Annotated in this window: 25 protein-coding genes; 16 read left to right on the top strand and 9 right to left on the bottom strand. The window is 70.5% G+C overall.

Features of this window, described 5'->3' with window-relative positions:
* Window positions 1–104: 104 nt before the first annotated feature.
* The 4 genes from AOM09_RS09855 to AOM09_RS09840 all read right to left on the bottom strand — a co-directional run bounded on the left by AOM09_RS09855 (window position 105) and on the right by AOM09_RS09840 (window position 4,193).
* Entirely contained in the window at window positions 105–1,418 is a 1,314-nt protein-coding gene (locus AOM09_RS09855; protein ID WP_062387559.1) for an NAD(P)/FAD-dependent oxidoreductase, read from the bottom strand.
* A gap of 121 nt (window positions 1,419–1,539) precedes the next feature.
* Complete coding sequence (locus AOM09_RS09850) at window positions 1,540–2,928, bottom strand: class II fumarate hydratase (protein ID WP_062387556.1); 1,389 nt, start codon at window positions 2,926–2,928, stop codon at window positions 1,540–1,542.
* A 78-nt stretch (window positions 2,929–3,006) separates the two neighbouring features.
* Entirely contained in the window at window positions 3,007–3,924 is a 918-nt protein-coding gene (locus tag AOM09_RS09845; protein ID WP_062387553.1) for a carbohydrate kinase family protein, read from the bottom strand.
* Window positions 3,921–4,193, bottom strand: coding sequence for an exodeoxyribonuclease VII small subunit (locus tag AOM09_RS09840; protein ID WP_062387550.1), 273 nt, complete (start codon window positions 4,191–4,193; stop codon window positions 3,921–3,923). The genes AOM09_RS09845 and AOM09_RS09840 overlap by 4 nt, the downstream gene beginning before the upstream one ends.
* Window positions 4,194–4,314: 121 nt before the next feature.
* Between AOM09_RS09840 and AOM09_RS09835 the strand changes: the two genes are divergently transcribed.
* On the top strand, window positions 4,315–4,917 hold the full coding sequence (locus AOM09_RS09835; RefSeq protein ID WP_062387547.1) for a hypothetical protein: 603 nt from the start codon (window positions 4,315–4,317) through the stop codon (window positions 4,915–4,917).
* Window positions 4,918–5,046: 129 nt separating this feature from the next.
* On the opposite strand, the gene xseA is transcribed toward AOM09_RS09835, so the two are convergent.
* On the bottom strand, window positions 5,047–6,285 hold the full coding sequence (xseA, locus tag AOM09_RS09830; protein WP_228375111.1) for an exodeoxyribonuclease VII large subunit: 1,239 nt from the start codon (window positions 6,283–6,285) through the stop codon (window positions 5,047–5,049).
* A gap of 22 nt (window positions 6,286–6,307) precedes the next feature.
* On the opposite strand from xseA, the gene AOM09_RS09825 reads away from it, so the two are divergent.
* Window positions 6,308–7,300, top strand: coding sequence for a 4-hydroxy-3-methylbut-2-enyl diphosphate reductase (locus AOM09_RS09825; RefSeq protein ID WP_062387543.1), 993 nt, complete (start codon window positions 6,308–6,310; stop codon window positions 7,298–7,300).
* Here the strand turns inward: AOM09_RS09825 and AOM09_RS09820 are convergent.
* Window positions 7,297–8,538: a DNA recombination protein RmuC gene (locus tag AOM09_RS09820; protein ID WP_062387540.1), complete on the bottom strand. Its 1,242-nt coding sequence runs from the start codon at window positions 8,536–8,538 to the stop codon at window positions 7,297–7,299. The two genes, AOM09_RS09825 and AOM09_RS09820, sit on opposite strands and share 4 nt — an antisense overlap.
* Before the next feature lie 286 nt (window positions 8,539–8,824).
* Between AOM09_RS09820 and AOM09_RS09815 the strand changes: the two genes are divergently transcribed.
* The 4 genes from AOM09_RS09815 to AOM09_RS09800 all read left to right on the top strand — a co-directional run bounded on the left by AOM09_RS09815 (window position 8,825) and on the right by AOM09_RS09800 (window position 14,237).
* Window positions 8,825–10,453, top strand: a complete 1,629-nt coding sequence (locus AOM09_RS09815) for a peptide ABC transporter substrate-binding protein (RefSeq protein ID WP_062387537.1) — start codon at window positions 8,825–8,827, stop codon at window positions 10,451–10,453.
* 199 nt (window positions 10,454–10,652) lie between these two features.
* Window positions 10,653–11,579, top strand: coding sequence for an ABC transporter permease (locus AOM09_RS09810; RefSeq protein WP_062387534.1), 927 nt, complete (start codon window positions 10,653–10,655; stop codon window positions 11,577–11,579).
* Window positions 11,572–12,507, top strand: coding sequence for an ABC transporter permease (locus AOM09_RS09805; RefSeq protein ID WP_062387532.1), 936 nt, complete (start codon window positions 11,572–11,574; stop codon window positions 12,505–12,507). Before AOM09_RS09810 ends, AOM09_RS09805 begins: the two co-directional genes overlap by 8 nt.
* Window positions 12,504–14,237, top strand: coding sequence for a dipeptide ABC transporter ATP-binding protein (locus AOM09_RS09800; protein WP_062387529.1), 1,734 nt, complete (start codon window positions 12,504–12,506; stop codon window positions 14,235–14,237). The genes AOM09_RS09805 and AOM09_RS09800 overlap by 4 nt, the downstream gene beginning before the upstream one ends.
* 175 nt (window positions 14,238–14,412) lie before the next feature.
* On the opposite strand, the gene AOM09_RS15225 is transcribed toward AOM09_RS09800, so the two are convergent.
* Window positions 14,413–14,568 carry a hypothetical protein gene (locus AOM09_RS15225; protein ID WP_156162320.1) on the bottom strand — a complete coding sequence of 52 codons (156 nt, stop codon included), beginning with the start codon at window positions 14,566–14,568 and terminating at the stop codon, window positions 14,413–14,415.
* Window positions 14,569–14,673: 105 nt separating this feature from the next.
* Here AOM09_RS15225 and ychF point away from each other — a divergent pair, with 105 nt between their 5' ends.
* Complete coding sequence (gene ychF / locus AOM09_RS09795) at window positions 14,674–15,759, top strand: redox-regulated ATPase YchF (protein ID WP_062387526.1); 1,086 nt, start codon at window positions 14,674–14,676, stop codon at window positions 15,757–15,759.
* Window positions 15,760–15,848: 89 nt separating this feature from the next.
* A complete protein-coding gene (locus AOM09_RS09790) occupies window positions 15,849–16,163 on the top strand; it encodes a hypothetical protein (protein WP_062387523.1) in 315 nt (104 codons plus the stop codon).
* Window positions 16,164–16,268: 105 nt separating this feature from the next.
* On the opposite strand, the gene AOM09_RS09785 is transcribed toward AOM09_RS09790, so the two are convergent.
* Window positions 16,269–16,871 carry a hypothetical protein gene (locus AOM09_RS09785; RefSeq protein ID WP_062387520.1) on the bottom strand — a complete coding sequence of 201 codons (603 nt, stop codon included), beginning with the start codon at window positions 16,869–16,871 and terminating at the stop codon, window positions 16,269–16,271.
* Between the two features lie 168 nt (window positions 16,872–17,039).
* Between AOM09_RS09785 and AOM09_RS09780 the strand changes: the two genes are divergently transcribed.
* From AOM09_RS09780 to AOM09_RS09755, 6 genes are all read left to right on the top strand, one after another.
* Complete coding sequence (locus AOM09_RS09780) at window positions 17,040–17,633, top strand: nucleotidyltransferase family protein (RefSeq protein WP_062387516.1); 594 nt, start codon at window positions 17,040–17,042, stop codon at window positions 17,631–17,633.
* A 22-nt stretch (window positions 17,634–17,655) separates the two neighbouring features.
* Complete coding sequence (locus AOM09_RS09775) at window positions 17,656–18,087, top strand: HEPN domain-containing protein (protein WP_169747640.1); 432 nt, start codon at window positions 17,656–17,658, stop codon at window positions 18,085–18,087.
* 74 nt (window positions 18,088–18,161) lie between these two features.
* Window positions 18,162–18,443 (top strand): type II toxin-antitoxin system RelE/ParE family toxin, encoded by a 282-nt coding sequence (locus tag AOM09_RS14990; RefSeq protein ID WP_082099006.1) that lies wholly within the window; start codon window positions 18,162–18,164, stop codon window positions 18,441–18,443.
* Window positions 18,430–18,732, top strand: coding sequence for a HigA family addiction module antitoxin (locus AOM09_RS09765; protein ID WP_062387592.1), 303 nt, complete (start codon window positions 18,430–18,432; stop codon window positions 18,730–18,732). Before AOM09_RS14990 ends, AOM09_RS09765 begins: the two co-directional genes overlap by 14 nt.
* A gap of 155 nt (window positions 18,733–18,887) precedes the next feature.
* The gene (locus AOM09_RS09760; RefSeq protein WP_062387506.1) at window positions 18,888–19,169 is read left to right on the top strand and encodes a type II toxin-antitoxin system Phd/YefM family antitoxin; all 282 of its coding nucleotides are present in this window, start codon (window positions 18,888–18,890) and stop codon (window positions 19,167–19,169) included.
* A complete protein-coding gene (locus AOM09_RS09755; RefSeq protein WP_062387503.1) occupies window positions 19,166–19,564 on the top strand; it encodes a type II toxin-antitoxin system VapC family toxin in 399 nt (132 codons plus the stop codon). Before AOM09_RS09760 ends, AOM09_RS09755 begins: the two co-directional genes overlap by 4 nt.
* A 108-nt stretch (window positions 19,565–19,672) precedes the next feature.
* Here the strand turns inward: AOM09_RS09755 and AOM09_RS09750 are convergent, their stop codons facing one another.
* Window positions 19,673–20,269 carry an acyl-CoA-like ligand-binding transcription factor gene (locus AOM09_RS09750; protein ID WP_062387500.1) on the bottom strand — a complete coding sequence of 199 codons (597 nt, stop codon included), beginning with the start codon at window positions 20,267–20,269 and terminating at the stop codon, window positions 19,673–19,675.
* 84 nt (window positions 20,270–20,353) lie between these two features.
* Here AOM09_RS09750 and AOM09_RS09745 point away from each other — a divergent pair, with 84 nt between their 5' ends.
* Window positions 20,354–21,289: an aldo/keto reductase gene (locus AOM09_RS09745; RefSeq protein WP_062387497.1), complete on the top strand. Its 936-nt coding sequence runs from the start codon at window positions 20,354–20,356 to the stop codon at window positions 21,287–21,289.
* Window positions 21,290–21,535: 246 nt separating this feature from the next.
* The gene (locus AOM09_RS09740) at window positions 21,536–25,420 is read left to right on the top strand and encodes a CshA/CshB family fibrillar adhesin-related protein (protein ID WP_062387494.1); all 3,885 of its coding nucleotides are present in this window, start codon (window positions 21,536–21,538) and stop codon (window positions 25,418–25,420) included.
* Window positions 25,421–25,422: the final 2 nt, after the last annotated feature.

Raw genomic sequence — 25,422 nt, 5'->3', positions numbered from 1 at the left:
CACAACGGATCTCGCGGCGACACGCCGACGGAACCGGCGCATCGTCCGCTCCTGCACGGCGTGTCGGGACCAACTCCGTTGGAAGTGTCCAGAGGGGGTGGGGGCTAGGAGCGCGCGGCCTCCTCGAAGGCGCGGCGCGGCTCCTGGATGCGGCCCATCGACACGAGGTCGCGACGGAAGAACGCCGCCGCGGTCCAGTCGAGCGCGACGCGGGCCTTGCGGTTGAAGGTCGGGATCGCGAGCAGGTGGTACGTGCGGTGCATGAGCCACGCCGGCCAGCCGCGCAGCTTGATGCCCATCGTGGACGCGACGCCCTTGCCGAGTCCCAGCGAGGCGACCACGCCGAGGTGCTTGTGCTTGTACTGCGTGAGGGTCTGCCCGTCGAGAGCGCGCGCGATGTTCGCGCCGAGGTGCTTGGCCTGGCGGACCGCGTGCTGCGCCGACGGGGCGCACCAGTCGCCCTCGCCCTCGACCAGGTTGGGGACCTGCGCGCAGTCGCCGGCGGCCCACGCGCCGCCGATCGGGAGGCCGTGCTCGTCGATCACCTGGAGCGTCGCCGCGGTGTTGACGTGCCCGCGCGGGCCCAGCGGCAGGTCCGACGACTGGATGACCGGCGACGGCTTGACCCCCGCGGTCCACACCACCGTGTCGGCGTCGAACTCCTCGCCGTTGGAGAGCACCACGTGGCCGTCGATGCAGCTCTCGAGGCGCGTCTCGAGCAGCACGCGCATGCCGCGCTCCTCGAGCTCGGTGACGGTGTAGGCGCCCATCTCGGGGCCCATCTCGGGAAGGATGCGCGGCGCGGCCTCGACCATCACGAAGTTGAAGTCGTCCGCCGACAGCTCGGGGTAGTAGCGCAGCGACGCCTTCGCCATGTCCTCGGTCTCCGAGAACGCCTCGACGCCCGCGAAGCCGCCGCCCACGAACACGAAGGTGAGGAGCTTGCGGCGCAGCTCGTCGTCGTCGGTGGTCGCGGCGCGCGCGATGCGACCGAGCACGCGGTTGCGCAGCGCGATCGCCTCCTCGACGTACTTGAAGCCGATGCCGAACTCGGCCAGGCCCGGGATCGGCAGCGTGCGCGACACGGCGCCGAGCGCCACGACGAGCTCGTCGTACTCGACCGCGATGGTCTCGCCGAGGTCGGTGGTCGCCTCGACGGTGCGCGACGCGTGGTCGATGCGCTTGATCTTGCCCTGGAGGATGCGCGCGCCCTCGAGCTCGCGGCGCAGCGGCACCACCGCGTTGCGCGGGGCGATGGACGATGCGCCGACCTCGGGCAGGAACGGCGCGTACGTCATGTACGGACGCTGGTCGACGACCGTGATGTCGACCTTGTCGCCCGCCTTCCTCATGAGGGTGAGCGCCGTGTACAGGCCGACGTAGCCGCCGCCGGCGATGAGGACTCGGGTGCGTGACATGGTGACACCTCCACGAAGGTGAACCGGGGTCGGCGTCGCGCTGTTCCCGCACCGCCGTCCCGCGGCTGTGCGATCTGGAACCCGGCGATTCTACGCGAACCGCCGGGGACCCGTCACGGCGTCAGCGGCCGACCATCGTGGTGACGTCGAGGAGCTCGTCGAGCTGCGCCTCGGTGATCTCGCCGCGCTCGACGAAGCCGAGGTCGAGGGTCGCCTCGCGGACCGTCAGCCCCTTCTTCACGGAGTGCTTCGCGATCGCGGCGGCGTTCTCGTAGCCGATGACGCGGTTGAGGGGCGTCACGATCGACGGCGAGGCCTCGGCGAGGAACCGTGCCCGGTCGACGTTGGCGACGATGCCGTCGACCGTGCGGTCCGCGAGCACGCGGGCGGCGTTGGCGAGGAGGCGGGTCGACTCGAGCGTGCCGAGCGCCATCACCGGGATCTGCACGTTGAGCTCGAAGGCCCCGGACGCGCCGGCCCACGCGACCGTCGCATCGTTCCCGACCACGCGCGCGCAGACCATGAGCACGGCCTCGGGCACCACGGGGTTGACCTTGCCGGGCATGATCGACGATCCGGGCTGCAGGTCCGGCAGCTGGATCTCGCCCAGGCCCGTGTTGGGGCCGGAGCCCATCCAGCGCAGATCGTTGCAGATCTTGGTGAGCGACACCGCGATGGTGCGCAGCGCACCCGAGACCTCGACCAGGCCGTCGCGCGCGGACTGCGCCTCGAAGTGGTTGCGCGCCTCGGTGATCGGCAGGCCGGTGTCCTCGGCGAGCAGCGCGATGACGCGCTGCGGGAAGCCCGCGGGGGTGTTGATGCCCGTGCCCACGGCGGTGCCGCCCAGGGGCACCTCCGCGACGCGCGGCAGCGCGACCATGAGGCGCTCGACGCCGTAGCGGATGGCGGCCGCGTAGCCGGAGAACTCCTGGCCCAGGGTCACCGGGGTCGCGTCCATGAGGTGCGTGCGGCCGGACTTGAAGACGTCAGCGAACTCCTCGGCCTTGCCCTCGAGCGAGGTCGCGAGGTGCTCGAGCGCGGGGATGAGGTCGCCCACGAGCGCGGAGGTCGCGGCGACATGCACCGAGGTCGGGAACACGTCGTTCGACGACTGCGACGCGTTGACGTGGTCGTTCGGGTGCACGTCCCGGCCGAGAGCCGCGGTCGCGAGCGTCGCGATGACCTCGTTGGTGTTCATGTTCGAGGACGTGCCGGAGCCCGTCTGGAACACGTCGACGGGGAAGTGCGCGTCGTGCGCGCCGGACGCGACCTGGTCCGCAGCGGCCACGATCGCCTCGGCCACCTCCTGGTCGAGCACGCCGAGCTCCGCGTTCGCGCGGGCGGCGGCCTTCTTCACGCGGGCGAGCGCCTCGATGTGGCGTCGCTCGAGCGTGATCCCCGAGATCGGGAAGTTCTCGACGGCGCGCTGGGTCTGCGCGCGGTAGAGGGCGTCGGCGGGCACACGGACCTCGCCCATGGTGTCGTGCTCGATGCGGAACTCCGTTGTCATGGCGCCCAGTGTGGCACGCCCGCGCGGGACCCCTGTCCCGCCTCGCCCCGGATCGCACACGATTCGTGGGGAGTTGCGTCAGGCCTCGAGCTCGGCCCGCGTCGGAGGGTTCGCGCCGGGCCGCGAGCACGTGATCGCGCCGATGCGCGCGCTGCGCTCGAGGACGGCGGCGAGGGTCGCATCGGGGATGGCGCGCAGGGCCGCGCGCTGGCGAGCGCCGAGCAGGCCCGCCTCCCACAGCCCGTCGAGGATGCCCGCCATGAACGAGTCGCCGGCGCCGACGGTGTCCGCGACGTCGACCTCGACGCCCGGCACGCGCAGCTCGCGGCCGTCGTGCACGTGCACGCTCGCGCCCTCGGCGCCCCGCGTCACCACCACGAAGGCCGGGCCCATCGCCGCCCACGCGCGCGCCGCATCGTCCACGTCGCCGCCCTGCGTGAGCCACGCGAGGTCCTCGTCCGAGGCCTTGACCACGTCCGCCTTCCGCACGAAGGCCTCGACGGCCGCGCGCGCGGTGGCCGGATCTCCCATGAGCGACGGGCGTGCGTTGGGGTCGTACGTGATGGTCGAGCCGTGGCGGAGGACCGAGACGATCTTGGCGACGTCCGCGGCGCCCGGCTCGAGCACCGCGGCGATCGAGCCGGTGTGGACCGCGAGCGGCGCGTTGCGCATGCGCACGCCGGGGGACAGGTGCCAGTCGATCGCGAAGTCGTAGGCCGCCGAGCCGTCGGCGCCGAGCGTCGCCGTCGCGACGGAGGTGGCGCCCGGCCCTGCGGATCCGGGGACCAGGTGAACGCCGTTGTCCTGGAGATGGTCCGCGACCATGGCGCCGTTGGGGTCGAGCCCCAGGTGGGTGAGGAGGTCGACCTCGCGGTCCAGGCGCGCGAGCCCGAGCGCGACGTTGGCGGGCGAGCCGCCGGGGTGCGCCTCGGTGCCCTCCGGGCCGACCACCACGTCGACCAGGGCCTCGCCGATCACCAGCACGTGGTCCGTCACAGCGCGTCGTCCTCGTCCTCGTCGGCGACGATGCCCACGACGCCGGCGTCCGCATCGTCCCCTGCGGCGGCGATCCGGGCGTACGCCCCGTCGAGCAGCGACTGGCAGCGCGCGGCGAGCGCCTCGCCGCGTTCCCACAGGCCCAGGGAGTCGTCGAGCGTCGCGCTGCCGGCCTCGAGCCTGGCGACGATCGCGATCAGCTCGTCGCGCGCCTCCTCGTAGCTGAGGTCCTCGACGGGGCGGCCGGCGGGCGTGGCTGCGGTGCTCATGCCGGCTACCGTACCCGGCGTCCGCTCAAGGTTTGAGGGAAATATGCCGAGAACAGCGTCATAGCGCGGGCCGTGGGCCCTCTCAGGAGTTACGTTCCCGGAACAACACGACGAGGTGGACATGTTCAGCGACAGCAACGGACAGCAGACGGCACGCCAGAGCGCACAGAAGGCGATCCCCGACGGCATCACGGACGGCGGTCTCGCGACCCTCGCGCGCTCTCCCGAGGCCAAGGTGCGCGCGGCCGTCGCAGCGCATCCGGACACGCCGCTCATGACGCTGCTCAAGCTCGCCGAGGACGTCTCGGTCGACGTGCGCATCGGTCTCGCGCGCAACCCGCGCGCCTCGATCCCCGTCGAGCTGCGCGAGGATCTCGCCCGGGACAAGAACGTCGACGTCATCTACGCGCTCATCGACAACCCTGCCGTGTCCGAGTCGCTCATCGCGAAGCTCGGTCGCCATCTCCACAAGGAGTACGCCAAGGCCGCGCGTGCGCGCAGCGCGGCCGTCAAGGCCGGGACGTGGGCCCCGTCCGCCGCCGCGGCCGAGGCAGCCGCCGCGGCAGCCGCGAAGGTCGAGGCGCCGGCCGCGCCCGAGGTGCCGTCCTTCCCGACCGTCACGGCCGCGGGCGTCCCCGCACCCGCATCGGCATCCGCGCCGAAGACGCACGACAACGCCGAGCGCGCCGACGCGCTCGACGTGCTGCTCGGCAACAAGCGCTGACCCCCGGCGCCCCTCGGTTCGCTGCGCACGGTCGCCGGTGCGACACGCCGCCTGACGGGGCACGATGCGCGGGTCCCGTCGGCGTGTCGCCGCTCAGACCGTGCGGAGCGAAGGAGGGGACGGGCGGGCTCAGGCGCGCGCCGTCGCCTCGACCTCGCCCCGAGCGAGCCGGATCCGCAGCACGTCGCCCGCGGCGACCTGAGCCGCATCGCGCAGGACCGCTCCGTCGGGCGTGCGCACCACCGCGAAGCCGCGCTCGAGCGTGCTGAGCGGGCTGAGCGCGCGCAGGGTGGCCGTGAGCTCGCGCGTGGCCGCGCCCGCGCGGTCGAGCACGGCCGTCATCGCGCGTGTCGCACGGTCGCGCCCGTGCGCGACCGCGTCCGCGTAGGGAGCGAGCATCGCCTCCGGCCGTGCGAGCACGGGACGGGAGCGCAGGGTCGCGAGGCCGGCGGCCTCGCGAGCGAGCAGCCGCTCGACGGATGATGCCATGGTCACCCGCGCGCGAGCGATCCCGGCCGCCTCCGCGGCGGCGTCGGGCACGATGCGCTTGCCGGCGTCCGTGGGCGTCGAGGCGCGGTAGTCGGCGACCAGGTCGAGCAGCGGCGAGTCCTTCTCGTGGCCGATCGCGCTCACCAGGGGGGTCTCGCACGCCGCGGCCGCGCGCACGAGCGCCTCGTCGCTGAACGGCAGCAGGTCCTCGAACGACCCACCGCCGCGCGCGACCACGATGACGTCGACGTCCTCGATGGCGTCGAGCTCTCGGATCGCCGCAGTGGTCTCGGGGACGGCGCGCGGCCCCTGGACGGTGACGCGGCGGATCGTGAACCTCACACCAGGCCAGCGCCGCGTCGCGTTCTCGACCACGTCGTGCTCTGCATCGCCCTGGGTCGCGCACACCAGGCCGACCACGCGGGGGATGAACGGCAGCGGGACCTTGCGCTCGAGCTCGAACAGCCCTTCGCGCGCGAGCGCCTCCTTGAGCGCCTCGAGCCGAGCGAGGAGGTCGCCGAGCCCCACCTGGCGCACCTCGCGGCCCGCGAGCTGGAGCGAGCCCGAGCGCGTCCACCACTCCGGCTTCGCGTGGATCACCACGCGTGTGCCGTCGACGAGGTCCACCCCGAGCGCCTCGGCCTCGCGCGCGGGCAGGGTCGCGCTGAGCGACATGTTCTCGTCCGTGTCGCGGAGCGTGAGGAACACCAGGTGGCGCCAGCGCTTGACGTTGAGGACCTGGCCCTCGACCCACACCGAGGGCAGCCGCGACACGAACTCCCCGATCTTGGGGGAGAGGTGCCGCACCGGCCACGGACGCTCCGCCGAGGTCCCGCCGGCGGTCGCGGGCAGGGTGTGGGGCGCGGGCGTCTCGGTCACGGCCCTCAGCCTGCCACGTAGGATGGACGCCATGCCCGACACCCCCACCAAGCGCGTCCTGCTGGCCGCGCCGCGAGGCTACTGCGCCGGTGTGGACCGCGCGGTCATCGCGGTCGAGAAGGCCCTCGAGCTCCACGGCGCACCTATCTATGTGCGCAAGGAGATCGTCCACAACAAGTACGTGGTGGAGACGCTCTCCGAGCGAGGAGCGATCTTCGTCGACGAGACGGACGAGGTGCCCGAAGGCGCCCGCGTCGTGTTCTCCGCGCACGGGGTCTCGCCTGCGGTGCGCGAGGCGGCCGATGCGCGGCAGCTGCTCACGATCGACGCCACGTGCCCTCTGGTGACCAAGGTCCACAAGGAGGCCATCCGCTTCGCGCGCGACGAGCGGACCATCCTGCTCATCGGCCACACGGGGCACGAGGAGGTCGAGGGCACCGCGGGCGAGGCGCCCGAGCACACCATCGTGGTGAACTCGCCCGAGGACGTCGATGGGCTCGACGTCCCGGACCCCGAGAACGTCGTGTGGCTCTCCCAGACCACGCTGTCGGTCGACGAGACGATGGAGACCGTGCGACGCCTGCGTGAGCGCTTCCCGTCGCTCGAGGACCCGCCGAGCGACGACATCTGCTACGCCACGCAGAACCGGCAGGTCGCGGTCAAGAAGCTCGCGCCCGAGTGCGACCTGGTGGTGGTGGTCGGCTCGGCGAACTCGTCCAACTCGGTGCGCCTGGTCGAGGTCGCCCTGCAGGCGGGGGCGCGGACGGCGTTCCGCGTGGACCGCGCGACCGAGATCCGCGACGAGTGGTTCGACGGCGTCGCCACCGTGGGCGTGACCTCGGGTGCCTCGGTGCCCGAGATCCTGGTCCGCGACGTGCTGGCGGACCTTGCGGGCCGCGGCTACGAGACGGTCGAGGAGGTCCGCACGGCCACCGAGGACCTCATGTTCTCCTTGCCGCGCGAGATCCGCGCCGACCTCAAGGCGAAGGAGGCCGAGCGCGCGCTGCGCGCCTAGCCCTCGCGCGCGCCGGTCTCGACGGGGACGTCGGCCGCGGTGAGCTCGCGCACCTCGGTGTCGAGCGGCGTCGCGGCGAACTCCGAGTCGAGCTCCTGCAGCGTGCCCATGCGCCGCGCCGAGGGAAGCACGCGACGCTCGAACGCGCCGATGGTGTCGTTGTAGGCCTTGCTCGCCCCCTCGATCGACCGACCGAGCCTCGCGAGGTGATCGCCCATCTTGGTGAGCCGGTCGTAGAGCTCGCGCCCCGTGCTCAGCACCTGCTGGGCGTTCTCCGCGAGCGCCGTCTCGCGCCACGCGTGCGCGATGGTGCGCAGCAGCGCGACGAGGATGGTCGGCGTCGCGATGACGACGCCCTGATCCCACGCCCACTCCTGCAGGCGCGGGTCGCGCTCGAGGGCGAGCTGCAGGAAGGACTCCGCCGGCATGAACAGCACGACGAACTCGAGCCGCGAGTCGACCTGGCTGCTGTACGCCTTGCCCTTGAGCTCCAGCACGCGCTTGCGCACCGCGTCGACGTGACGGTCGAGGGTCTCCTCGCGGTCGATCGACTCGTCGTCGAGATCGAGGATCGCGTCGAACGGCGTCTTCGCGTCGACGACCACGGTGCGTCCGCCCGCGAGGTGGACGAGCATGTCGGGGCGCAGCCGGCGCCCGTCCTCGTCGGTGTCCGTCGCCTGCTCGACGAAGTCGACGTGGTGGACCAGCCCTGCCACCTCCACCACGCGCCGGAGGTGCAGCTCGCCCCAGCGGCCCCTCACCTCGGGGCGTCGCAGCGCGGCCTTGAGGCCCGCGGTCTCGCGACCGACCTTCTCCGAGGCGTCCATGAGCGCCCGCACCTGCGCGGTGAGGCGCGTCTCCGTCTCGAGCCGGGCCTTGTCCGCGTCCGTGGTCGACCGCCGGACCTCGTCCAGCGCCTTCGCCATCGGGTCGACCAGCCGCCGCATCGTCTCCTCGCGCCGCTGGGCCTCCGCGCTCTGCGCCGTGCGCTCGGCCGCGAGGCGTCGCTCCTGGGTCTCCGCGAGGGTGCGCGCCGCATCGGCCGCAAGCACGCGGAACTGGTCGCGCAGCGATTCCTGGGACGCCGCCGCGAGGCTCTCGCGTTGCTCGGCCGCGGCGAGCCTGGCCCGCGAGTCGGCGAGGTCGGCCCGCATCCCCGCCCCGCGGGCCGCCATGAGCGCCGCCCCGAGCGCGCAGCCGACGGCGAGGGACACGAGGGCGATGGTGATCTCGATCATGGCGTCAGCATCGCAGAGGGCTCCGACAACACGACGCGGACGCCTCCCGTCCGAATCGTGGGGATTGTCGCGTGATGCGCCTCACACGCGTCCCATATGGTGAGACGCGGGGTTACTGTTTGGTCACAAAAGGGGGTCAATTCCGGCGGAGAAACACTCCGGTAACCCGAGATTGTTTAGCCTGTCCGAGTTGCACGTCATCAGCGTGCATCCGAGTCGTCGCTCCGACACCCCGGGGAGGCGCCTATCCCAGCCCGCCGCGCGGCGGGCGTCTGTAGGAGGAAAAGTGAAGTTCAGCAAGTCCGTGATCGGCGGTGTCACCCTCGCTTCGGCGTCGGCGCTCGTGCTGGTCGGCTGCTCGTCCACCGGTTCGGATGACGAGGCCACGAACTCGGCCGCACCTGCCGGTGACGCCATCATCAAGACCAACGGCTCCGAGCCGGAGAACCCGCTCATCCCGACGATGACCAACGAGACGGGTGGCGGCAAGATCCTTGACGCCATCTTCGCCGGCCTCGTCTACTACGACGCCACGGGTGCCCCGCACAACGAGGTCGCCGAGTCGATCGAGACCGAGGACTCGCAGACCTTCACCGTCAAGCTCAAGGACGGCTGGACCTTCACCGACGGCACGCCCGTCCAGGCGCACAACTTCGTCGACGCGTGGAACTACGGCGCGAACCTCGACAACGCGCACGCCAACTCGTACTTCTTCGAGCCCATCGAGGGCTTCAGCTGGGACGAGGGCGTCGAGGAGATGTCGGGCCTCACGGTCGTCGACGACCTGACGTTCACCATCACCCTGAAGCAGCCGCAGTCGGACTTCCCGCTGTCGCTCGGCTACTCGGCGTTCTACCCGCTGCCCGACTCGGCCTTCGAGGACATGGAGGCCTTCGGCAAGGCCCCCGTCGGCAACGGCCCCTACACGCTCGCCTCGGCGGACGACTGGAAGCACGACGTCCAGATCGACCTCGCCGTCAACGACTCCTACGTCGGTGAGCGCGTGCCGCAGAACGACGGCCTCTCGATCGTGTTCTACGCGACCCCGGACGCCGCCTACGCGGACCTCCTCGCGAACAACGTGGACGTCATCGACACCATCCCGGACTCGGCCTTCGAGACCTTCGAGGCCGACCTGGGCGACCGCGCCGTGAACCAGCCGGCCGCGATCTTCCAGTCCTTCACGATCCCGCAGGACCTCGAGCACTTCTCGGGTGAGGAGGGCGCGCTGCGCCGTGCGGCGATCTCGATGTCGATCGACCGTCAGCTCATCACCGACACGATCTTCCAGGGCACCCGTACCCCCGCCTCGGACTTCACCTCGCCCGTCATCGACGGCTGGTCGGACTCCATCCCCGGCTCCGAGGTCCTCGACTACAACCCCGAGAAGGCTGTCGAGCTCTGGGCCGAGGCCGACGCGATCTCCGAGTGGGACGGCACCTTCCAGATCGGCTACAACGCCGACGGCGGCCACGCCGGCTGGGTGGACCCGGTCACCGACCAGATCAAGAACACGCTCGGCATCGACGCGCTCGGCAACCCGTTCGCGACCTTCGGTGACTTCCGCGAGCAGGTCTCGAACCGCACCATCGGCACGGCCTTCCGTACCGGCTGGCAGGCGGACTACCCGTCGCTGTTCAACTTCCTCGGCCCGATCTACGGCACCGGCGCGGGTTCGAACGACGGCGACTACTCGAGCACTGAGTTCGACGACCTGCTGAAGGCCGGCTCGGCCGAGGCGGACACCGCCAAGGCGAACGAGATCTTCCAGCAGGCCCAGGAGATCCTCTTCACGGACCTCCCGGCGATCCCGCTGTGGTACTCGAACGTCACCGGCGGCTACGCCGAGACCGTGGACAACGTCCAGTTCGACTGGCACTCGGTCCCGCTGTTCTACGAGATCACGAAGAACTAGCATCCACCTTGGCCCGCCCCGCGAACAGCGGGGCGGGCCATCGTGCGTCTGTCCCCGAGGCCCCGACCGCAGCGACTATGCTCGCGCGGTGCGGGGCCTCGAGCGCGGCTATCCTCACCGTGGGGACGGACACACGCGGCACGCAGAGTAGAATCGGCCACCATATGTTCCAGACGAAGCACATCCGAGGAGCGCGCCCATGCTGATGTATGTGGTCCGCCGCCTCCTCCAGGCGGTCCCGGTCGTGATCGGCACCACCTTCCTCATCTATTTCATGGTCTTCTCGATGCCGGGAGACCCCATCCTCGCGATGTTCGGCGACAAGACGCCCAGCCCCGCGCTGTACGACCAGCTGGCGGCCCAGTACCACCTGGACCAGCCGTTCCTGGTGCAGTACGGCCTGTACATGAAGGATCTCTTCACGGGCAACCTGGGCACCACCTTCTCGGGTGAGTCCGTCGGCGCAGTCCTGTCGCGCACGTTCCCCGTGACGCTGAAGCTCGCGTCGATGGCGATCGCCATCGAGTTCTGCGTCGCCGTGGTCCTGGGCCTGTTCGCCGGCCTGCGCAAGGGCAAGTTCTTCGACAACCTGACCCTCGTCATCGGCCTGATCATGCTCTCGGTCCCGATCTTCGTGCTGTGCTTCCTCGCGCAGTACTTCATCGCGATCAAGTGGGGCTGGGCGTCGCCGACGGTGGGCGCGGATACGAGCTTCTCGAACATGCTCCTGCCGGCGATCGTGCTCGCCGCAAGCCTCTTCACCACATCGATGAGACTCATGCGCGGCACGGTCATCGACACGCGCAGCCGCGACTTCGTGCGCACCGCGTACGCGAAGGGTCTCCCGGGCCGCCGCGTCATCCCCGTGCACGTGCTCCGCAACTCGCTCATCCCCGTCGTCACCAACTCGGCCGCCAACTTCGGCGTGCTCATGGTCGGCGCGACGGTGACCGAGGGCATCTTCAACGTCCCCGGCGTCGGCAACACGCTCTACCAGGCGATCATCCGTGGCGAGGGACCGACGGTCGTGAGCTTCGTGACCGTCATGGTGCTCGCCTACGTCGCCATCAACATCCTGGTGGACCTCCTGTACGCCGTTCTCGACCCGAGGATCCGCTATGCCTAAGCCCGAGCACTACGTCGCACCGTTCGACGAGGACGCCGTCGAGGTCGACAAGATCAAGCTCGACGAGAAGCCGTCGAACCTGTGGCGCGATGCGTGGCGTTCGCTGCGCCGTCGCCCGCTGTTCTACATCTCGCTCGCGGCCGTGGCGGTCATCGTCCTCATGGCGCTGTTCCCGACGCTGTTCACGGACGTCGCCCCGAACGACGACTGCCACCTCGAGTTCAGCAACGCCGGCGCGACCGAGGGCCACCCGATGGGCTTCACCAAGCGCGGCTGCGACGTCTACGCCCGCGTGGTGTGGGGCGCACGCACCTCGCTCGCGGTGGGCCTGCTCGCGACCCTGATCTCCGGCGTCGTCGGCATCATCATGGGATCGCTCGCCGGCTTCTACGGCGGCTGGGTCGACTCGGTGCTCTCGCGCATCGGCGACATCTTCTTCTCGATCCCCTACATCCTCGCCGCCGTGGTCGTCATGACCACGCTGTCGGAGTACCGCTCGGTGTGGACGCTCGCGTTCGCGATCGGTGGCTTCGCGTGGGCATCCCTGGCGCGCATCCTGCGCTCCGAGATCCTGCGGGTGAAGTCGGGCGACTTCGTCATGGCCTCGACGGCCACCGGACGCACCAAGTTCAGCACGCTGATCTCGCACGTCCTGCCGAACTCGATCACCCCGGTCATCGTCTACCTGACGCTGTCCCTGGGTGGCGCGATCGTCGCGGAGGCGACGCTGAGCTTCCTCGGCGTCGGTCTCGGGTCCGAGGTGATGTCGTGGGGCAACGACATCAGCGCGGCCCAGACCAGCATCCGCACGGCCCCGATGACGCTCATCTGGCCGTCGATCTTCCTCACCACGACCGTCCTCGCCTTCATCACGCTCGGCGAGCTCGTGCGCGACGCCCTCGACCCGAAGGCGAGGGCCCGCGGATGACCCAGGAGACCTCTGTGACCGACACCGCTGAGCCGCTCGTCTCGATCAAGGACCTCGAGATCGGGTTCCAGACCGGCAACGGCTTCGTCCAGGCGGTGAAGGGCGTCTCGTTCGACATCTTCCCGGGCGAGACCGTCGCGATCGTGGGCGAGTCGGGCTCCGGCAAGTCGACCACCGCGACCGGCATCATCGACCTGCTCCCGAGCAACGGCCGCATCACCGGCGGCTCCGTGATGTTCGCCGGCAAGGACCTGACCAAGGCGTCCAAGCAGGAGATCGTCCGCGTCCGCGGTCGTGAGATCGGCTACGTCCCGCAGGACCCCATGTCGAACCTCAACCCCGTGTGGAACGTGGGCTTCCAGGTGCGCGAGGCCGTCATGGCCAACAACATGGCCAAGAACAAGAAGGAAGCGGACAAGCGCGCCATCGAGGTGCTCCAGGAGGCCGGTCTGGCCGACGCGGAGCGCCGCATGAAGCAGTTCCCGCACCAGTTCTCCGGCGGCATGCGCCAGCGCGTGCTCATCGGCATCGGTCTCGCGGCGGACCCCAAGCTGCTCATCGCGGACGAGCCCACCTCGGCGCTCGACGTGACGGTGCAGCGCGTGATCCTCGACCACCTCGAGTCGCTCACGCGGGAGAAGAACACCGCGCTGCTGCTCATCACGCACGACCTGGGCCTCGCCGCCGAGCGCGCGTCCAAGGTCATCGTGATGTACCAGGGCAAGATCGTCGAGGCCGGCCCGAGCCTCGAGATCCTGCAGAACCCGCAGCACCCGTACACGAAGCGCCTCATCGCGGCGGCCCCGAGCCTCGCGTCGCAGCGCCTCAAGTCCCAGAAGATCGTGGTGACGGACGCCCCGCAGGGCGACGAGATCGACCTGGTGGCCGCCTCGGCTCACCGCCACGACGTGGTGGAGCACGCGGACCACGGCGGCGTCCCCGCCATCGAGGTCAAGGACCTCACCAAGGTCTTCTCGATCCGCAAGGGCGGCTTCAAGTCCGAGCCGTTCACCGCGGTGGACCAGGTGAGCTTCCAGGTGCCGCGCGGCACCACCATGGCGCTCGTGGGCGAGTCCGGCTCGGGCAAGTCCACCGTCGCCAAAATGGTGCTCGGCCTCGAGACCGCGACCGAGGGCGAGATCCTCATCGCGGGCAAGGACGCGACGGCGCTCGACAAGCGCGAGATGCTCGCGCACCGTCGGCGCATGCAGCCGGTGTTCCAGGACCCCTACGGCTCGCTGGACCCGATGCGCTCGATCGGCTCGATCATCCGTGAGCCGCTCGACGTCCACAAGGTCGGCGACAAGCAGTCGCGCGAGCTGCGCGTCAACGAGGTGCTCGACGAGGTCGCGCTGCCGCGCATGATCGCGTCGCGCTACCCCAATGAGCTCTCGGGCGGTCAGCGTCAGCGCGTCGCGATCGCGCGTGCGCTCGCGCTCAAGCCCGAGGTGGTCATCCTCGACGAGGCGGTCTCCGCTCTCGATGTGCTGGTCCAGGCGCAGATCCTGCAGCTCCTCGCGGACCTGCAGGAGGAGCTGGGGCTCACGTACCTGTTCATCACCCACGACCTCGCCGTCGTGCGCGTCGTCGCCGATGACGTGGCGGTGATGGAGAAGGGCAAGATCGTCGAGAAGGGCAACGTCGAGGAGATCTTCGCGAACGCTCAGACCGAGTACACGCAGAAGCTGCTCGACGCCATCCCCGGCGCGAACATCCCGCTCGGCGCCTAGGCGCCGAGCACGCACAGGGCCCCGGTCCTCCCGCGAGGGAGGGCCGGGGCCCTCGTGCTCCCGCCGGACCTGCTCCCGCCGTACCTGCTCCCGCCGCACGCGCCGAATGGGGCACCCACGGTCGCTTCCGGAGCGCCTCCGCGCCCTAGGGGGCAACCCCGGTCGGCGCGCCGCGCTACTCGGGCGCCGGGATGTCGAGATCGGCCAGCGGATCGTCCTCGTCGCGCGGCGGGGCCTCGCCCACCACCTCGGTGGCGGGACGGATCTTGTCCAGGTCCTTCTGCTCGCGCAGATGCGCGGCGCCCTGGTTGAAGATCTCCTCGACGCTCACGTCGCCAGCCTACGGCCGGACGATGCGCGGGTCACCTCTGCGGGGCGGCGACCGCCGCATCGTCCCGGCGGGCACCGGGACCGTCCGCCGGTAGACTTGTCGCCCGTGGCTCTTACCATCGGAATCGTCGGTCTCCCCAACGTCGGCAAGTCGACGCTCTTCAACGCCCTCACCCGCGCCGAGGTGCTCGCCGCGAACTACCCGTTCGCGACCATCGAGCCCAACGTCGGCGTGGTCCCGCTGCCGGACGCGCGCCTCGGCCAGCTCGCCGAGGTCTTCGGTTCCGAGCGTGAGGTCCCCGCGACCGTGTCGTTCGTCGACATCGCGGGCATCGTCAAGGGCGCGTCCGAGGGCGAGGGTCTGGGCAACGCGTTCCTCGCGAACATCCGTGAGGCGGACGCGATCTGCCAGGTGACCCGCGGCTTCGAGGACCCGGACGTCATCCACGTCGACGGCAAGGTCGACGCGGCGTCCGACATCGAGACGATCAACACCGAGCTGATCCTCGCCGACCTCCAGACCGTCGAGAAGGCGATCCCGCGCCTCGAGAAGGAGGTGCGCGCCAAGAAGGCCGACCCGAACTTCCTCGCCGCGGTCCAGACCGCCAAGGAGATCCTCGAGTCGGGCAAGGCGCTCAGCGCCGGCGCCGCCGCGGCCAAGCTGGACCTCGCGGACGTGCGGGAGCTCAACCTGCTGACGGCCAAGCCGTTCATCTATGTCTTCAACGTGGACGATGCGGTCCTCGCCGACGATGCCAAGAAGGCCGCCCTCGCGGCGCAGGTCGCGCCGGCCGAGGCGATCTTCCTCGACGCCAAGTTCGAGGCGGAGCTCGTGGAGCTCACCGAGGACGAGGCCCGCGAGATGCTGGCCGAGAACGGCCAGAACGAGTCCGGGCTGGACCAGCTCGCGCGCGTCGGCTTCGCGACGCTCGGCCTGCAGACGTACCTCACGGCGGGCCCCAAGGAGGCCCGCGCGTGGACCATCCACCAGGGCTGGACGGCCCCGCAGGCGGCGGGCGTGATCCACACCGACTTCGAGCGCGGGTTCATCAAGGCCGAGGTGGTCCACTTCCACGACCTGCTCGAGACCGGCTCGATGGCCGAGGCGAAGGCCAAGGGCAAGGTCCGCATCGAGGGCAAGGACTACGTCATGCAGGACGGCGACGTGGTCGAATTCAGATTTAATGTGTAGTCGCCGTCTAACATCTGGCGGTTGACGCGGCGGTATGCGCGGTGCGGCAGTGGTTGCCCTGCGGCATGGTTGCGGTGGACAGTTGACTCGTGAAAGTCGAGTTGCTGCATATTGAGAGTTGCCCCGGCCATGCGCACGCGCGGGTGCGTCTGCGGGCGGCGCTCGACGATCTGGGTCTGGCTGCGGTCGAGGTCCAGGAGCAACTTGTCCGTACGTCCGAGCAGGCGGCTGAGACTTCCTTCGCGGGCTCGCCGACGATCCTCGTGGATGGAGAGGACTTGTTCCCTACGGGGCAGTTGCTCCTCGCTCTCGCGTGTCGGGTCTACCCGACGAATGCGGGCCTTGCCGATTGCCCCACCCAGGCCCAGCTTGTCGAAGCCTTGCGGGCGCGGACGGTCTCCTGATCCGATGCGGTTCCGCATCGCGCCGTCGTGGACAACCAGACGTTGTTCGGCTACGGAACGCGGTCGAGTTCAGGTTCAATGTGTAATTGAGCCTCGACCGAAGCTCTAGGTGAGCGGCTCGCCAAGCACTCGGCGTGCGTGGTTTCTTGTCATCTCGTCGGGGTCTTCGCGGAGCAGTGCCGCGACCTCGGGAGTGTCGCGCATGCAAAGAAGCCACCATCGCACGTTGGCGGACCGGTCCGACGCAAATGCGATGACGAGGTCTTCAGGGAGCGAGCGGCGTTTGGCGACGCACGCCCGGACCTCGGCGCGTCGGTCAGCTGCGAGCTTGCGCACCAGGTCCTCAGGCAGATCTTCGTTGCTCACGGCTAGCGACGCCCTCACCTTCACGTCAGGGCCCGAGGCAAGGCGCTCTTGCGTCGCTCGGTCACGAACAACGCATCCAAGTTGCTCGCGCCCGTCCCTCTTCGGGTGGTCAAAGACGGCCTCGAGAACTGTCGACGAGAGTGCGTCGCCTAGCTGGCCGACTGCGGCAGCAAGATCCTTGTCGCCCGTTGCGAGCGCCGCGAGTCGCACCGCGTCGCTCGCTTCGCTGTTCTGCGCTGCCTCCCAACGCACGTGCCAGTTCCGGTGGGAGAGAAGCTGGATCAGTACGTCGTCTGGGGTACCGGCAGCGGCTGCCAGGGCCTCGTCATCGGCAAGGGTCATGTCGAGACTGTAGTGCGATGCGTATTTGGAGGAACATCGTCGTTGCCGGTCCGCAGCGCAGCGTGCTCCCAGAGAGGTTGTTCGGCCACTGGACGCGGTCGAGTTCGGGTTCAACGTCTAGAAATCCGCCTTGACCTTTCTTTTAACAGGAATATATCGTCACTTTTTGTGAAGACTCTGCCGTCGGCGCTTACGCCCTTCGTGAGGTCGGATGTCTCCGGAGCGCTGCTCGCGGAGACGCTTGGTCGCGCCGATGAGGAGTTCTCACTCGCCGAGCTCGGCCGCTTGACGGGTGCCGGTGCGGGCGTGGTGCACAAGGAGGTCGGCCGGCTCGTTGACGCTGGCGTCCTCCGTGATCGCACCGTGGGCCGCAACCGGATGGTGCGCGCCAACACCGAGCACCCACTGTTCGCCCTGATGGAGGAGATCATCGCTGCGACCTACGGACCGGTGCCGGTGCTTCGCGAGGTGCTCGCCGACATCGATGGTATCGACGACGCCTACATCTATGGCTCGTGGGCCGCGCGACGGTCAGGCGAGGCCGGGGAGTTTCCGCACGATATCGACGTGCTCGTGGTCGGAACCGCCTCGCGGCGAGGGTTGTCGGACGCGGCGAAGGCCGCGTCCGAGAGCCTCGGCGTCGAGGTCAACGTCGCTCGCGTCTCCCGAGAGGAGTGGGACGCCGATGATCCGGCACCCTTCCTTGCGACTGTGAAGGACCGCCCGATGGTCGCGCTCCTGAACGGTACGGCCGATGCATGAGCTCCCCGACGCGATCGCGCGGATGCTCGCGTCGGGTCGGCTCGAGCGCGTGGCCATCAACACAGATCACGCGCGGTCGGTGATCACCACGGCGCAGCGCCACCTCGTGACCGCCCGCATTCTCGCCGAGACGGACGACGTCGCGATGGCCTTCACCGCCGCGTACGACGGCGCGCGGAAGGCCTTGGCCGCGGTGCTGGCGGTTCACGGGCTGCGGGTCCGACCCGTGGGAGGTGCGCACCGCAACACCGGACTCGCTGCGGCCGTGCTGATGCCGCAGGCGGTCGAGGAGATCGCCGAGTTCGACTGGATGCGGCAGGTGCGCAACAGCACCGAGTACCCGGAGGACGCGCGCCCCGAGGCGACCCGCGATGACATTCGCGAGGCGATCTCTGCGAGCGATGCCATTGTGAGCGCGTGCGCCGTGGCAATCGGTGCTGCCGCCGAGAGGTGATTCGGCTACGGAACGCGGTCGAGTTCAGGTTTAGCGTCTAGCGTTATTGACGCATCGCGTTATACAATGCTCGCGTGATCAGATCGTTCGGCGACAAGGACGCTGAGCGCCTGTGGCGTCGTGAGCGCGTACCTGCCTTGGATCCACGAATCCAACGCGTGGCGCTTCGCAAGCTCCGCCAACTCGGCTCTGCCGAGACGCTCGAAGATCTTCGGGTCCCTCCGGGCAATCGGCTCGAAGCCTTGAAGGGCGATCGGTGTGGTCAACACAGCATCAGGATCAATGACCAGTGGCGGATCTGCTTCGTGTGGGCCGATGCTGGACCAGAGGAGGTGGAGATCGTTGACTACCACTGACAAGATTCCGCCCATCCACCCGGGCGAGGTTCTCCTGGAGGACTTCATCGAGGGATTCGGGATCACGCAGAACAAGCTTGCCGTATCGATCGGTGTGCCCCCGCGGCGCATCAATGAGATCGTCCACGGCAAGCGTGGCGTCACGGCCGATACCGCTCTGCGCCTGGCACGGTACTTCGGCACGTCCGCGGAGTTCTGGCTCAACCTTCAGTCGCACTACGAGCTGGATCTTGCCGAGGACCGCGCCGCGGATCAGATCGCTGCGATCAAGCCCTTGCAGGTTGCCTGACTGCATTCGGCGGCCGTGAGGTTGTTCGGCTACGGAACGGCGTCGAGTTCAGGTTCAACGTCCAGTACCCCGGCCTCTGCGTGCAGCGCCATGGCGCTGGCGCGATCGTTCAGCAGGCCCTCGTCGCACTTGTAGCACGCGTGCTACGGTGAAGTGTGGAGGCATCCGAGAGCGCCATCGAGCGCCTGTCGCAGCGTGAGTTGCGCAACGAGTCCGGTCGCGTGCTCCGCGCGGTGAGCGAGGGCCGCTCGTTCGTTCTGACCAACGGTGGCGTGCCCGTGGGGCGTCTCGTGCCGCTCGATGCGCCGGCGCCGGCGCTGCCGATCGCGCGTCCCGCGAGGCGCGAGGGCGGCTGGGCGGCGCTGGGCATCCGCCGCAGGGTCTCGGGGCGAGGCCTCGCTGCGACCCTTGACGACCTTCGCGGCGAACGACTGTGACTGCCCCCGCGGTCGTCTACGTCGACACCTCGGCGCTCGGTGCGCTGCTGATCGATCAGGCGGAGAGCGAGGCGCTCCTGGAATGGCTCGACCGCACCCCCTCTGTGCTCGTCTCCAGCGACCTTCTCGAGACCGAGCTGCGTCGCGTGGCGGTGCGCGAGGGGCTCGACCAGGCCGACGTGACGCGGGTCCTTGATGGCGTTGCGCTCGCTGCGCTCGACCGTGCCGTCTATCGCGGCGCCGGCTTCCTGCCGATGCCTTACCTCCGGACGCTGGACGCGCTGCATCTCGAGGCGGCGATGAGACTCGATGCCGCTGCGATCCTCACCTACGACCACAGGCTCGGCGAGGCGGCCCGAGCCATGGGTCTTGACGTGATCGCGCCGTCGGGCTGACCTTTTTCGGCGACGGCACGCCTCCACGTCACGGTTCGACGGCTGGGGACGATGCCGTCGGCTGCGGGCGTCGCGACGGGGTCGCGGGCGCCGACTCGCGCGAAACGCCTACGCGGTGGGCTGGAGCGCGCCGAAGCTGCGGCGGAGGAGTGCGACCGCGCTCTCCGCGGCATCGTCCTCCGCCCACGCGGTGAGCGCGATGTCGAAGCAGGCGAGGGACGCCTGGACGATCGTCTCGGCGCGTAGGTCCCGGTGGTCGCCGTCGAGGCGCTCCGCGACGACGGGTGTGAGCATGCGGGCCCACAGCAGGTGCTTCTCGAGGTTGCGCGCCCGCAGGGCCGGCGTGCTGCCGAGGACCCGCATCGCCTTCCTGCCCTGTTCCTCGTTCCGACCAGGAGTCGCGAGCAGCGCCTCGTAGGACGCGAGCAGCGCCTCCCAGACGGGTTCCTCCGACGGGCGGGCCACGAGCTGATCCCGCACATGCTCGCCCCAGCCGGCTGGATCGCCGATGACGGTGTCCTCCTTCGCGGGGAAGTACCGGTGCACGCTGCGCGGCGAGACGCCGACCGCGGCGGCGATCTGCTCGACCGTGACGTGGTCGAAGCCGTGCTCATCGAAGAGGTCGACGGCGACCTCGGAGATGCGCGCACGGACAGCGTCGCGCGCGATGGCACGCATGCCTCCGGGTCTGGTGATCTCGCTCATAGATCCATCATATCGCGCCACAAGTGGCAGAGACTGACAGAATGGGCGTATTCTGTCGTCAAGTCATTCGAGAAAGGACACCTCATGGAACAGCGCATCCTCGGCAGCCAGGGCCTCGCCGTCTCCGCCATCGGTTACGGCGCGATGGGCACGGCGGTCGGTTACGGTCCGAGCGACGACACCGAGTCCATCGCCGCGATCCGCGCCGCGCATGACCTCGGCGTCACGCACTTCGATACCGCCGAGATGTACGGCTGGGGCGTCGGCGAGCAGCTGCTCGGCGCCGCCCTCGCGCCTATCCGCGATCAGGTCACGATCGCCACCAAGTTCGGCTTCACGCCCGCCTACGCCCCGAACTCGCAGCCCGACCACGTGCGCACCGTCGTCGACAACAGCCTGCGCAACCTCGGCGTCGACCACATCGACGTGCTCTACCAGCACGTGCACGACCCGGCCGTGCCGGTCGAGGACGTCGTCGGTGTGATGAAGGAGTACGTCGACGCGGGCAAGGTGCGGTTCCTGGGCCTGTCCAACACCACGCCGGACAACGTGCGCCTCGCCCACGAGGTCCACCCCATCTCCGTGGTGCAGACCGAATACTCGATCTTCGCCCGCGAGTCCGAGGCCTTCTTCCCCGTGCTCGAGGAGCTCGGCATCGGCCTTGTGGCCTACTCGCCGCTCGCGCGCGGATTCCTCAGCGGCGCGGTCAAGCCCCGCAGCGAGTACGGACCGCACGACTTCCGTCAGCGCATCCCGTGGTGGGCCCCCGAGAGCTACGACGCGAACGTCGCGATCGTCGATCGGCTCACCGCGCTCGCGGCGGAGAAGGGCGCCACGCTCGCTCAGCTCGCGATCGCCTGGCTGCTCGCCCAGAAGGACTACATCGTCCCCATCCCCGGCTCGCGCAACGCCTCCCGCGTCGCCGCGAACATCGCATCGGCCGACGTCGTCCTTACCGGCGCCGACCTTGCGCGCATCGCCGAGATCGCACCGGCCGGAGGCGTGGTCGCGGGACGCTGATCTCCTCTCCGGAGCTCCCGGTAGGGCACCTCGGCCGGCGTGATGCCCGAGGTGCCTGACCGCCGGCGCCGCAGCCGCCGGTGTGACGGACCTCACCGGCGTGGCGTTGCTCACATCGGTTCCCGGCGCCCGCTAGATTTCACGGGTCGTTGACAGACCATGCCCGCTCGCCGGGCTCGAGCGCCCCAGCACGCTGAGGGCCGGCGCCGAGCCCCGAGCCGGGCACGGATGAGCTGAGGAACTCCTGTGAACCGAGCCACGTCGCTCCTGCGCGCCCGCGCGCCCCGGCGCCGCCTTCCGGCGGTCGCCATCCTGTCCACCCTGGTCGCCGCAACGGTGGTGCCCGGCGTCCTGACGGCGCCGCCCGCCGGCGCCGTCGCCGCGACGGGCGGCACCGCCCGCTTCCCGTCCGTCCAGTGGATCTCGTGGGGTGCGTCGGGCTCAACGCTCACGGCTGGTCCCGACGGAAGGATCGTCACCACGGAGTCCATCGCGATCGGTGCGCAGCGGATCGACGTCACCTGCGCGATCGACGAGGTCGCCGGCGACACCATCAAGGCCTACGCGAGCGGCACCTGGCGAGGCGATGGCCTCGACGATCTCTACAACATCGGTGGCACCGGGACCAGCAACGGCCTCGTGGCCGGCGTCGGGAACGTCACCAGCGGCTCGACCGTCACCTTCGACTTCGAGTGCGATGCGGCGCTCGTCGACGGTGCGGCCTCGAGCCCGCTCCCGCTCGCCGGCCTCGTCATGGCCTCGGCCGAGTCGTCGGTGTACTCCGGCAGCGGAACCTGGGAGCGCGTCGGCGCGACCATCTCGAACGCCGGCACCTGGCGCATCCTCGACCGCGTCCGCGGCGCGGCATGCACCAACGACAACTACCTGCGCCGCACCGAGACGGCCACCACCAGCACGCTGATGATGTACGGCTCCAAGTCGACCGCGTGCGAGGCCAGCGGCGGGCCCACGCCCAACCCCATGGCGGTGGCGTTCATGGACGGCGTGAGCGCCGCGACCGACGTGACGCTTCAGGGCCGCGGCAACGAGGCGATCGCGCTCGGAGTCGTCATCGACGTCGACTTCGGCGACGCCCCGACCGGCTACGGCGCCGCCGCGGCGCTGAGCCAGGGTCGCTTCACGGGCGGCGTGCCGGCGCTCTACACCGGCGGCGACGGCCAGGGCGTGTTCACCATCGCCCTCGCCGATCAGCTCGCGCCCGTGCTCCGCCTGGGCCCGACCGTCGACTTCGAGGGCGTCTCGCAGGCCAGCGCGGACGCGGGCGGGGACGATGCGGCGGGCATCGGCGACGAGGACGGTGTCACGCTCGACCCGGCCTACCACCTCACCCCCGGCGGCACCCTCACCATCCCCGCTGTCCGCTGCTACGCCTCGGCCGCCGAGCCGGGGCTCGTGGCCGGCTGGATCGACTTCGACGGCGACGGCGTGTTCCAGGACTCCGAGCGCTCGGATCAGCAGGCCTGCCCGGACGGCGGCGGCACCGTCGACCTTGTGTTCGAGGTACCCGCGACTGCGGGACCGCTCGCGACTCAGACCACGTTCGCGCGGTTCCGCATCGCGCCGACCGCCGCGGAGCTGACCCCGACCGGGTTCTCCTCGGCCGGCGAGGTCGAGGACTACGCGATGACGCTCGAGTGGCCCCCCGCGCCCGGCATGAGCCTCACGAAGACCCACACCGGGGGCGCCGTCGTCGCCGGGCAGACCCTGACGTTCGACCTCGCGTTCACCAACACGGGCAACGTGCCGCTCACGGCCGTGGCGGTGGCCGACCCGACCGCGACCACGTCGGGCTGCACGTGGGCGACCGTCGCCCCGCATGCGACGGTGACCTGCACCGCGGCCGCGACGGTCACGGCGTCGGACGTCGCACGCGGCTACGTGCGCAACACCGCGACGGCATCCGCGACGGACCCCGATGCGGCGCCGCTCGCGCCGGTCTCCGCCGTCGCGACCGTCCACGCCGCCGCGAAGGCGGTCGACGACAGCGACGAGACGCCGCTCGACACCGCGCTGGTGCGCGAAGCCGCCGCGGGGGTGCTCGTCAACGACATCGGCGGCGCCCTGACGGTCACCGGGCACGACGCGATCGCCGCGGCCGCCGGCACGCTCGCGATCGCGGCCGACGGCGCGTACACGTACACGCCCGCGTCCGGCTTCTCCGGCATCGTCACCGCGGACTACTCGATCGAGGACGGTGACGGCGCGACCGACACCGCGACGCTCACCATCGTGGTGCGGCCCACCGCCGACGACGACGCCGACACCGTGGAGGCGGGCGCCACCCTCACGCGCGGCGCGGGGGCGGGCGTGCTGACCGACGACCGCGGCTCCGCCCTGCGCGTGGTGGGAGCGGATCCGGTCCCGGCCGCGGCAGGAGTGCTCGTCATCGATGCGGACGGCGGCTACACGTTCACGCCGGCCGCGGGCTTCAGCGGCACGACGAGCGCGGCCTACACGGTCGAGGACGCCGCCGGGCAGCGTGCCACGGCGACGCTCACCCTCACGGTGACGCCCACCGCCGGTCCCGACTCCGCCGCGACGCGGTCCGGCGACCCGGTGACGCTCACCGAGGCGCAGCTCACGGACGACGATCGCGGCTCGGCCCTCGCGGTGGTCGCCGCGACCGACGGCGCGCACGGCATGGCGGTGCTCGGCGCCGACGGCTCGATCACCTACACGCCCGAGGCCGGCTACTCCGGCGCGGACGTCTTCACCTACACGGTGGAGGACGCGGAGGGCCGGCGCGCGACCGCCCACGTGACGGTCGCGGTGACCCCGGCCGCGCGTGACGACGTCGCGGGCACGGCGGCGGACACGCCCCTCAGCCGCGGCGGCTCCGACGGTCTGCTCGCGAACGACGCGGGTGCGGGCCTCACCGTGGTCGCCTGGGACGCGCTCGCGGCGGGGCAGGGCACCCTGACCGTGGCCGCGGACGGCTCGTTCGCGTACACCCCGCCCGCCGGGTACTCCGGCACGGTGGTGACCACCTACACCGTCGAGGACGCGTCGGGGCAGCGCGCGAGCGCGACGCTCACCATCGCGGTCGACGTCGCGGCGGTCGATGACGCCGACGCGACGGTCGCGGGCGACCCCCTGAGCCGCGCGGCCGTCGACGGCGTGCTCGTCAACGACCTCGGCAGCGCCCTCACCGTCGTGGCGCACGATGCCGTGGCCGCAGCGCATGGCGTGCTCGCCATCGCAGCGGACGGCTCGTACACGTTCGCCCCGGCCGACGGGTTCTCGGGCACCGTGACCGCGGGCTACACCATCGAGGATCACGAGGGCCGCCGCGCGAGCGCGATCCTCACGATCGAGGTCACGCCCGCCGCGGCGGACGATGCCGACGCGACCACGGCTGGGCTCGGCCTGACCCGCGGCGCGGACGCGGGCGTGCTCGCGAACGATGTCGGCAGCGCCCTCACCGTCGTCGCCCACGACGCCCCGGCGGCGGGCGTCGGCACGCTCTCCATCGGGGCGGACGGCGCCTACACCTTCACGCCCGCGGCGGGCTTCAGCGGCACGACGCGCATCGCCTACACGGTCGAGGACTCGTCCGGGGGGCGCGCATCCGCCGTCCTCGCGATCGTTGTCACGCCCGTCGCGGCGGACGATGCGGGGTCCACGCGCGCAGGCGTCCCGCTGACCTTCGCCGAGGCGGACCTCACGGGCAACGACCAGGGCACCGCGCTGCGCGTCGTCGCGACAACCGAGGCCGCCCACGGAACGGTCACGCTCGGTGCCGACGGCTCGGTGACGTACGCGCCCGACGGGGGCTTCGTCGGTACCGACGCGTTCACGTACACCGTGCGCGACGCCGAGGGCGCCGAGACCACGGCCACGGTCGTGGTGACCGTCATCGCGCCGGTGCGGAGCCCCTCCGACGACGAGGACGGGTCGACGCCCGACGTCGACGGTGCGGGCGCCCCGAGCGCCCCGAGCGACCCGGACGTCGCGGGCGCTGGGGGCGGCGCAGGCGCCGAGGGTGCCGGCGCGTCCGGCGAGCTCTCCGAGACCGGCGCCGACGTGGCGTCGCTGCTCGCGTGGATGGCGGCGCTGTTGGGATTCGGCGGCGTCGCGGTGCTCGCGGCGCGTCATCGGACGCTGGGGTGACC

It is taken from the genome of Demequina iriomotensis (assembly GCF_000971395.1).
Classification (GTDB): Bacteria; Actinomycetota; Actinomycetes; order Actinomycetales; family Demequinaceae; genus Demequina; species Demequina iriomotensis.
This window is presented reverse-complemented; position numbering and strand designations above follow the sequence as displayed.

Excerpts from the sequence above, each read along its gene's own strand:
- AOM09_RS09820 (WP_062387540.1), bottom strand. The coding sequence starts at position 8,538 with ATGATCGAGATCACCATCGCCCTCGTGTCCCTCGCCGTCGGCTGCGCG.
- AOM09_RS09825 (WP_062387543.1), top strand. The coding sequence starts at position 6,308 with ATGGACGCCATGCCCGACACCCCCACCAAGCGCGTCCTGCTGGCCGCG.
- AOM09_RS09775 (WP_169747640.1), top strand. The coding sequence starts at position 17,656 with ATGCTCGCGTCGGGTCGGCTCGAGCGCGTGGCCATCAACACAGATCAC.
- AOM09_RS09805 (WP_062387532.1), top strand. The coding sequence starts at position 11,572 with ATGCCTAAGCCCGAGCACTACGTCGCACCGTTCGACGAGGACGCCGTC.
- AOM09_RS09750 (WP_062387500.1), bottom strand. The coding sequence starts at position 20,269 with ATGAGCGAGATCACCAGACCCGGAGGCATGCGTGCCATCGCGCGCGAC.
- AOM09_RS09850 (WP_062387556.1), bottom strand. The coding sequence starts at position 2,928 with ATGACAACGGAGTTCCGCATCGAGCACGACACCATGGGCGAGGTCCGT.
- AOM09_RS09855 (WP_062387559.1), bottom strand. The coding sequence starts at position 1,418 with ATGTCACGCACCCGAGTCCTCATCGCCGGCGGCGGCTACGTCGGCCTG.
- AOM09_RS09835 (WP_062387547.1), top strand. The coding sequence starts at position 4,315 with ATGTTCAGCGACAGCAACGGACAGCAGACGGCACGCCAGAGCGCACAG.
- AOM09_RS09840 (WP_062387550.1), bottom strand. The coding sequence starts at position 4,193 with ATGAGCACCGCAGCCACGCCCGCCGGCCGCCCCGTCGAGGACCTCAGC.
- AOM09_RS09810 (WP_062387534.1), top strand. The coding sequence starts at position 10,653 with ATGCTGATGTATGTGGTCCGCCGCCTCCTCCAGGCGGTCCCGGTCGTG.
- AOM09_RS09745 (WP_062387497.1), top strand. The coding sequence starts at position 20,354 with ATGGAACAGCGCATCCTCGGCAGCCAGGGCCTCGCCGTCTCCGCCATC.
- AOM09_RS09800 (WP_062387529.1), top strand. The coding sequence starts at position 12,504 with ATGACCCAGGAGACCTCTGTGACCGACACCGCTGAGCCGCTCGTCTCG.
- AOM09_RS09785 (WP_062387520.1), bottom strand. The coding sequence starts at position 16,871 with ATGACCCTTGCCGATGACGAGGCCCTGGCAGCCGCTGCCGGTACCCCA.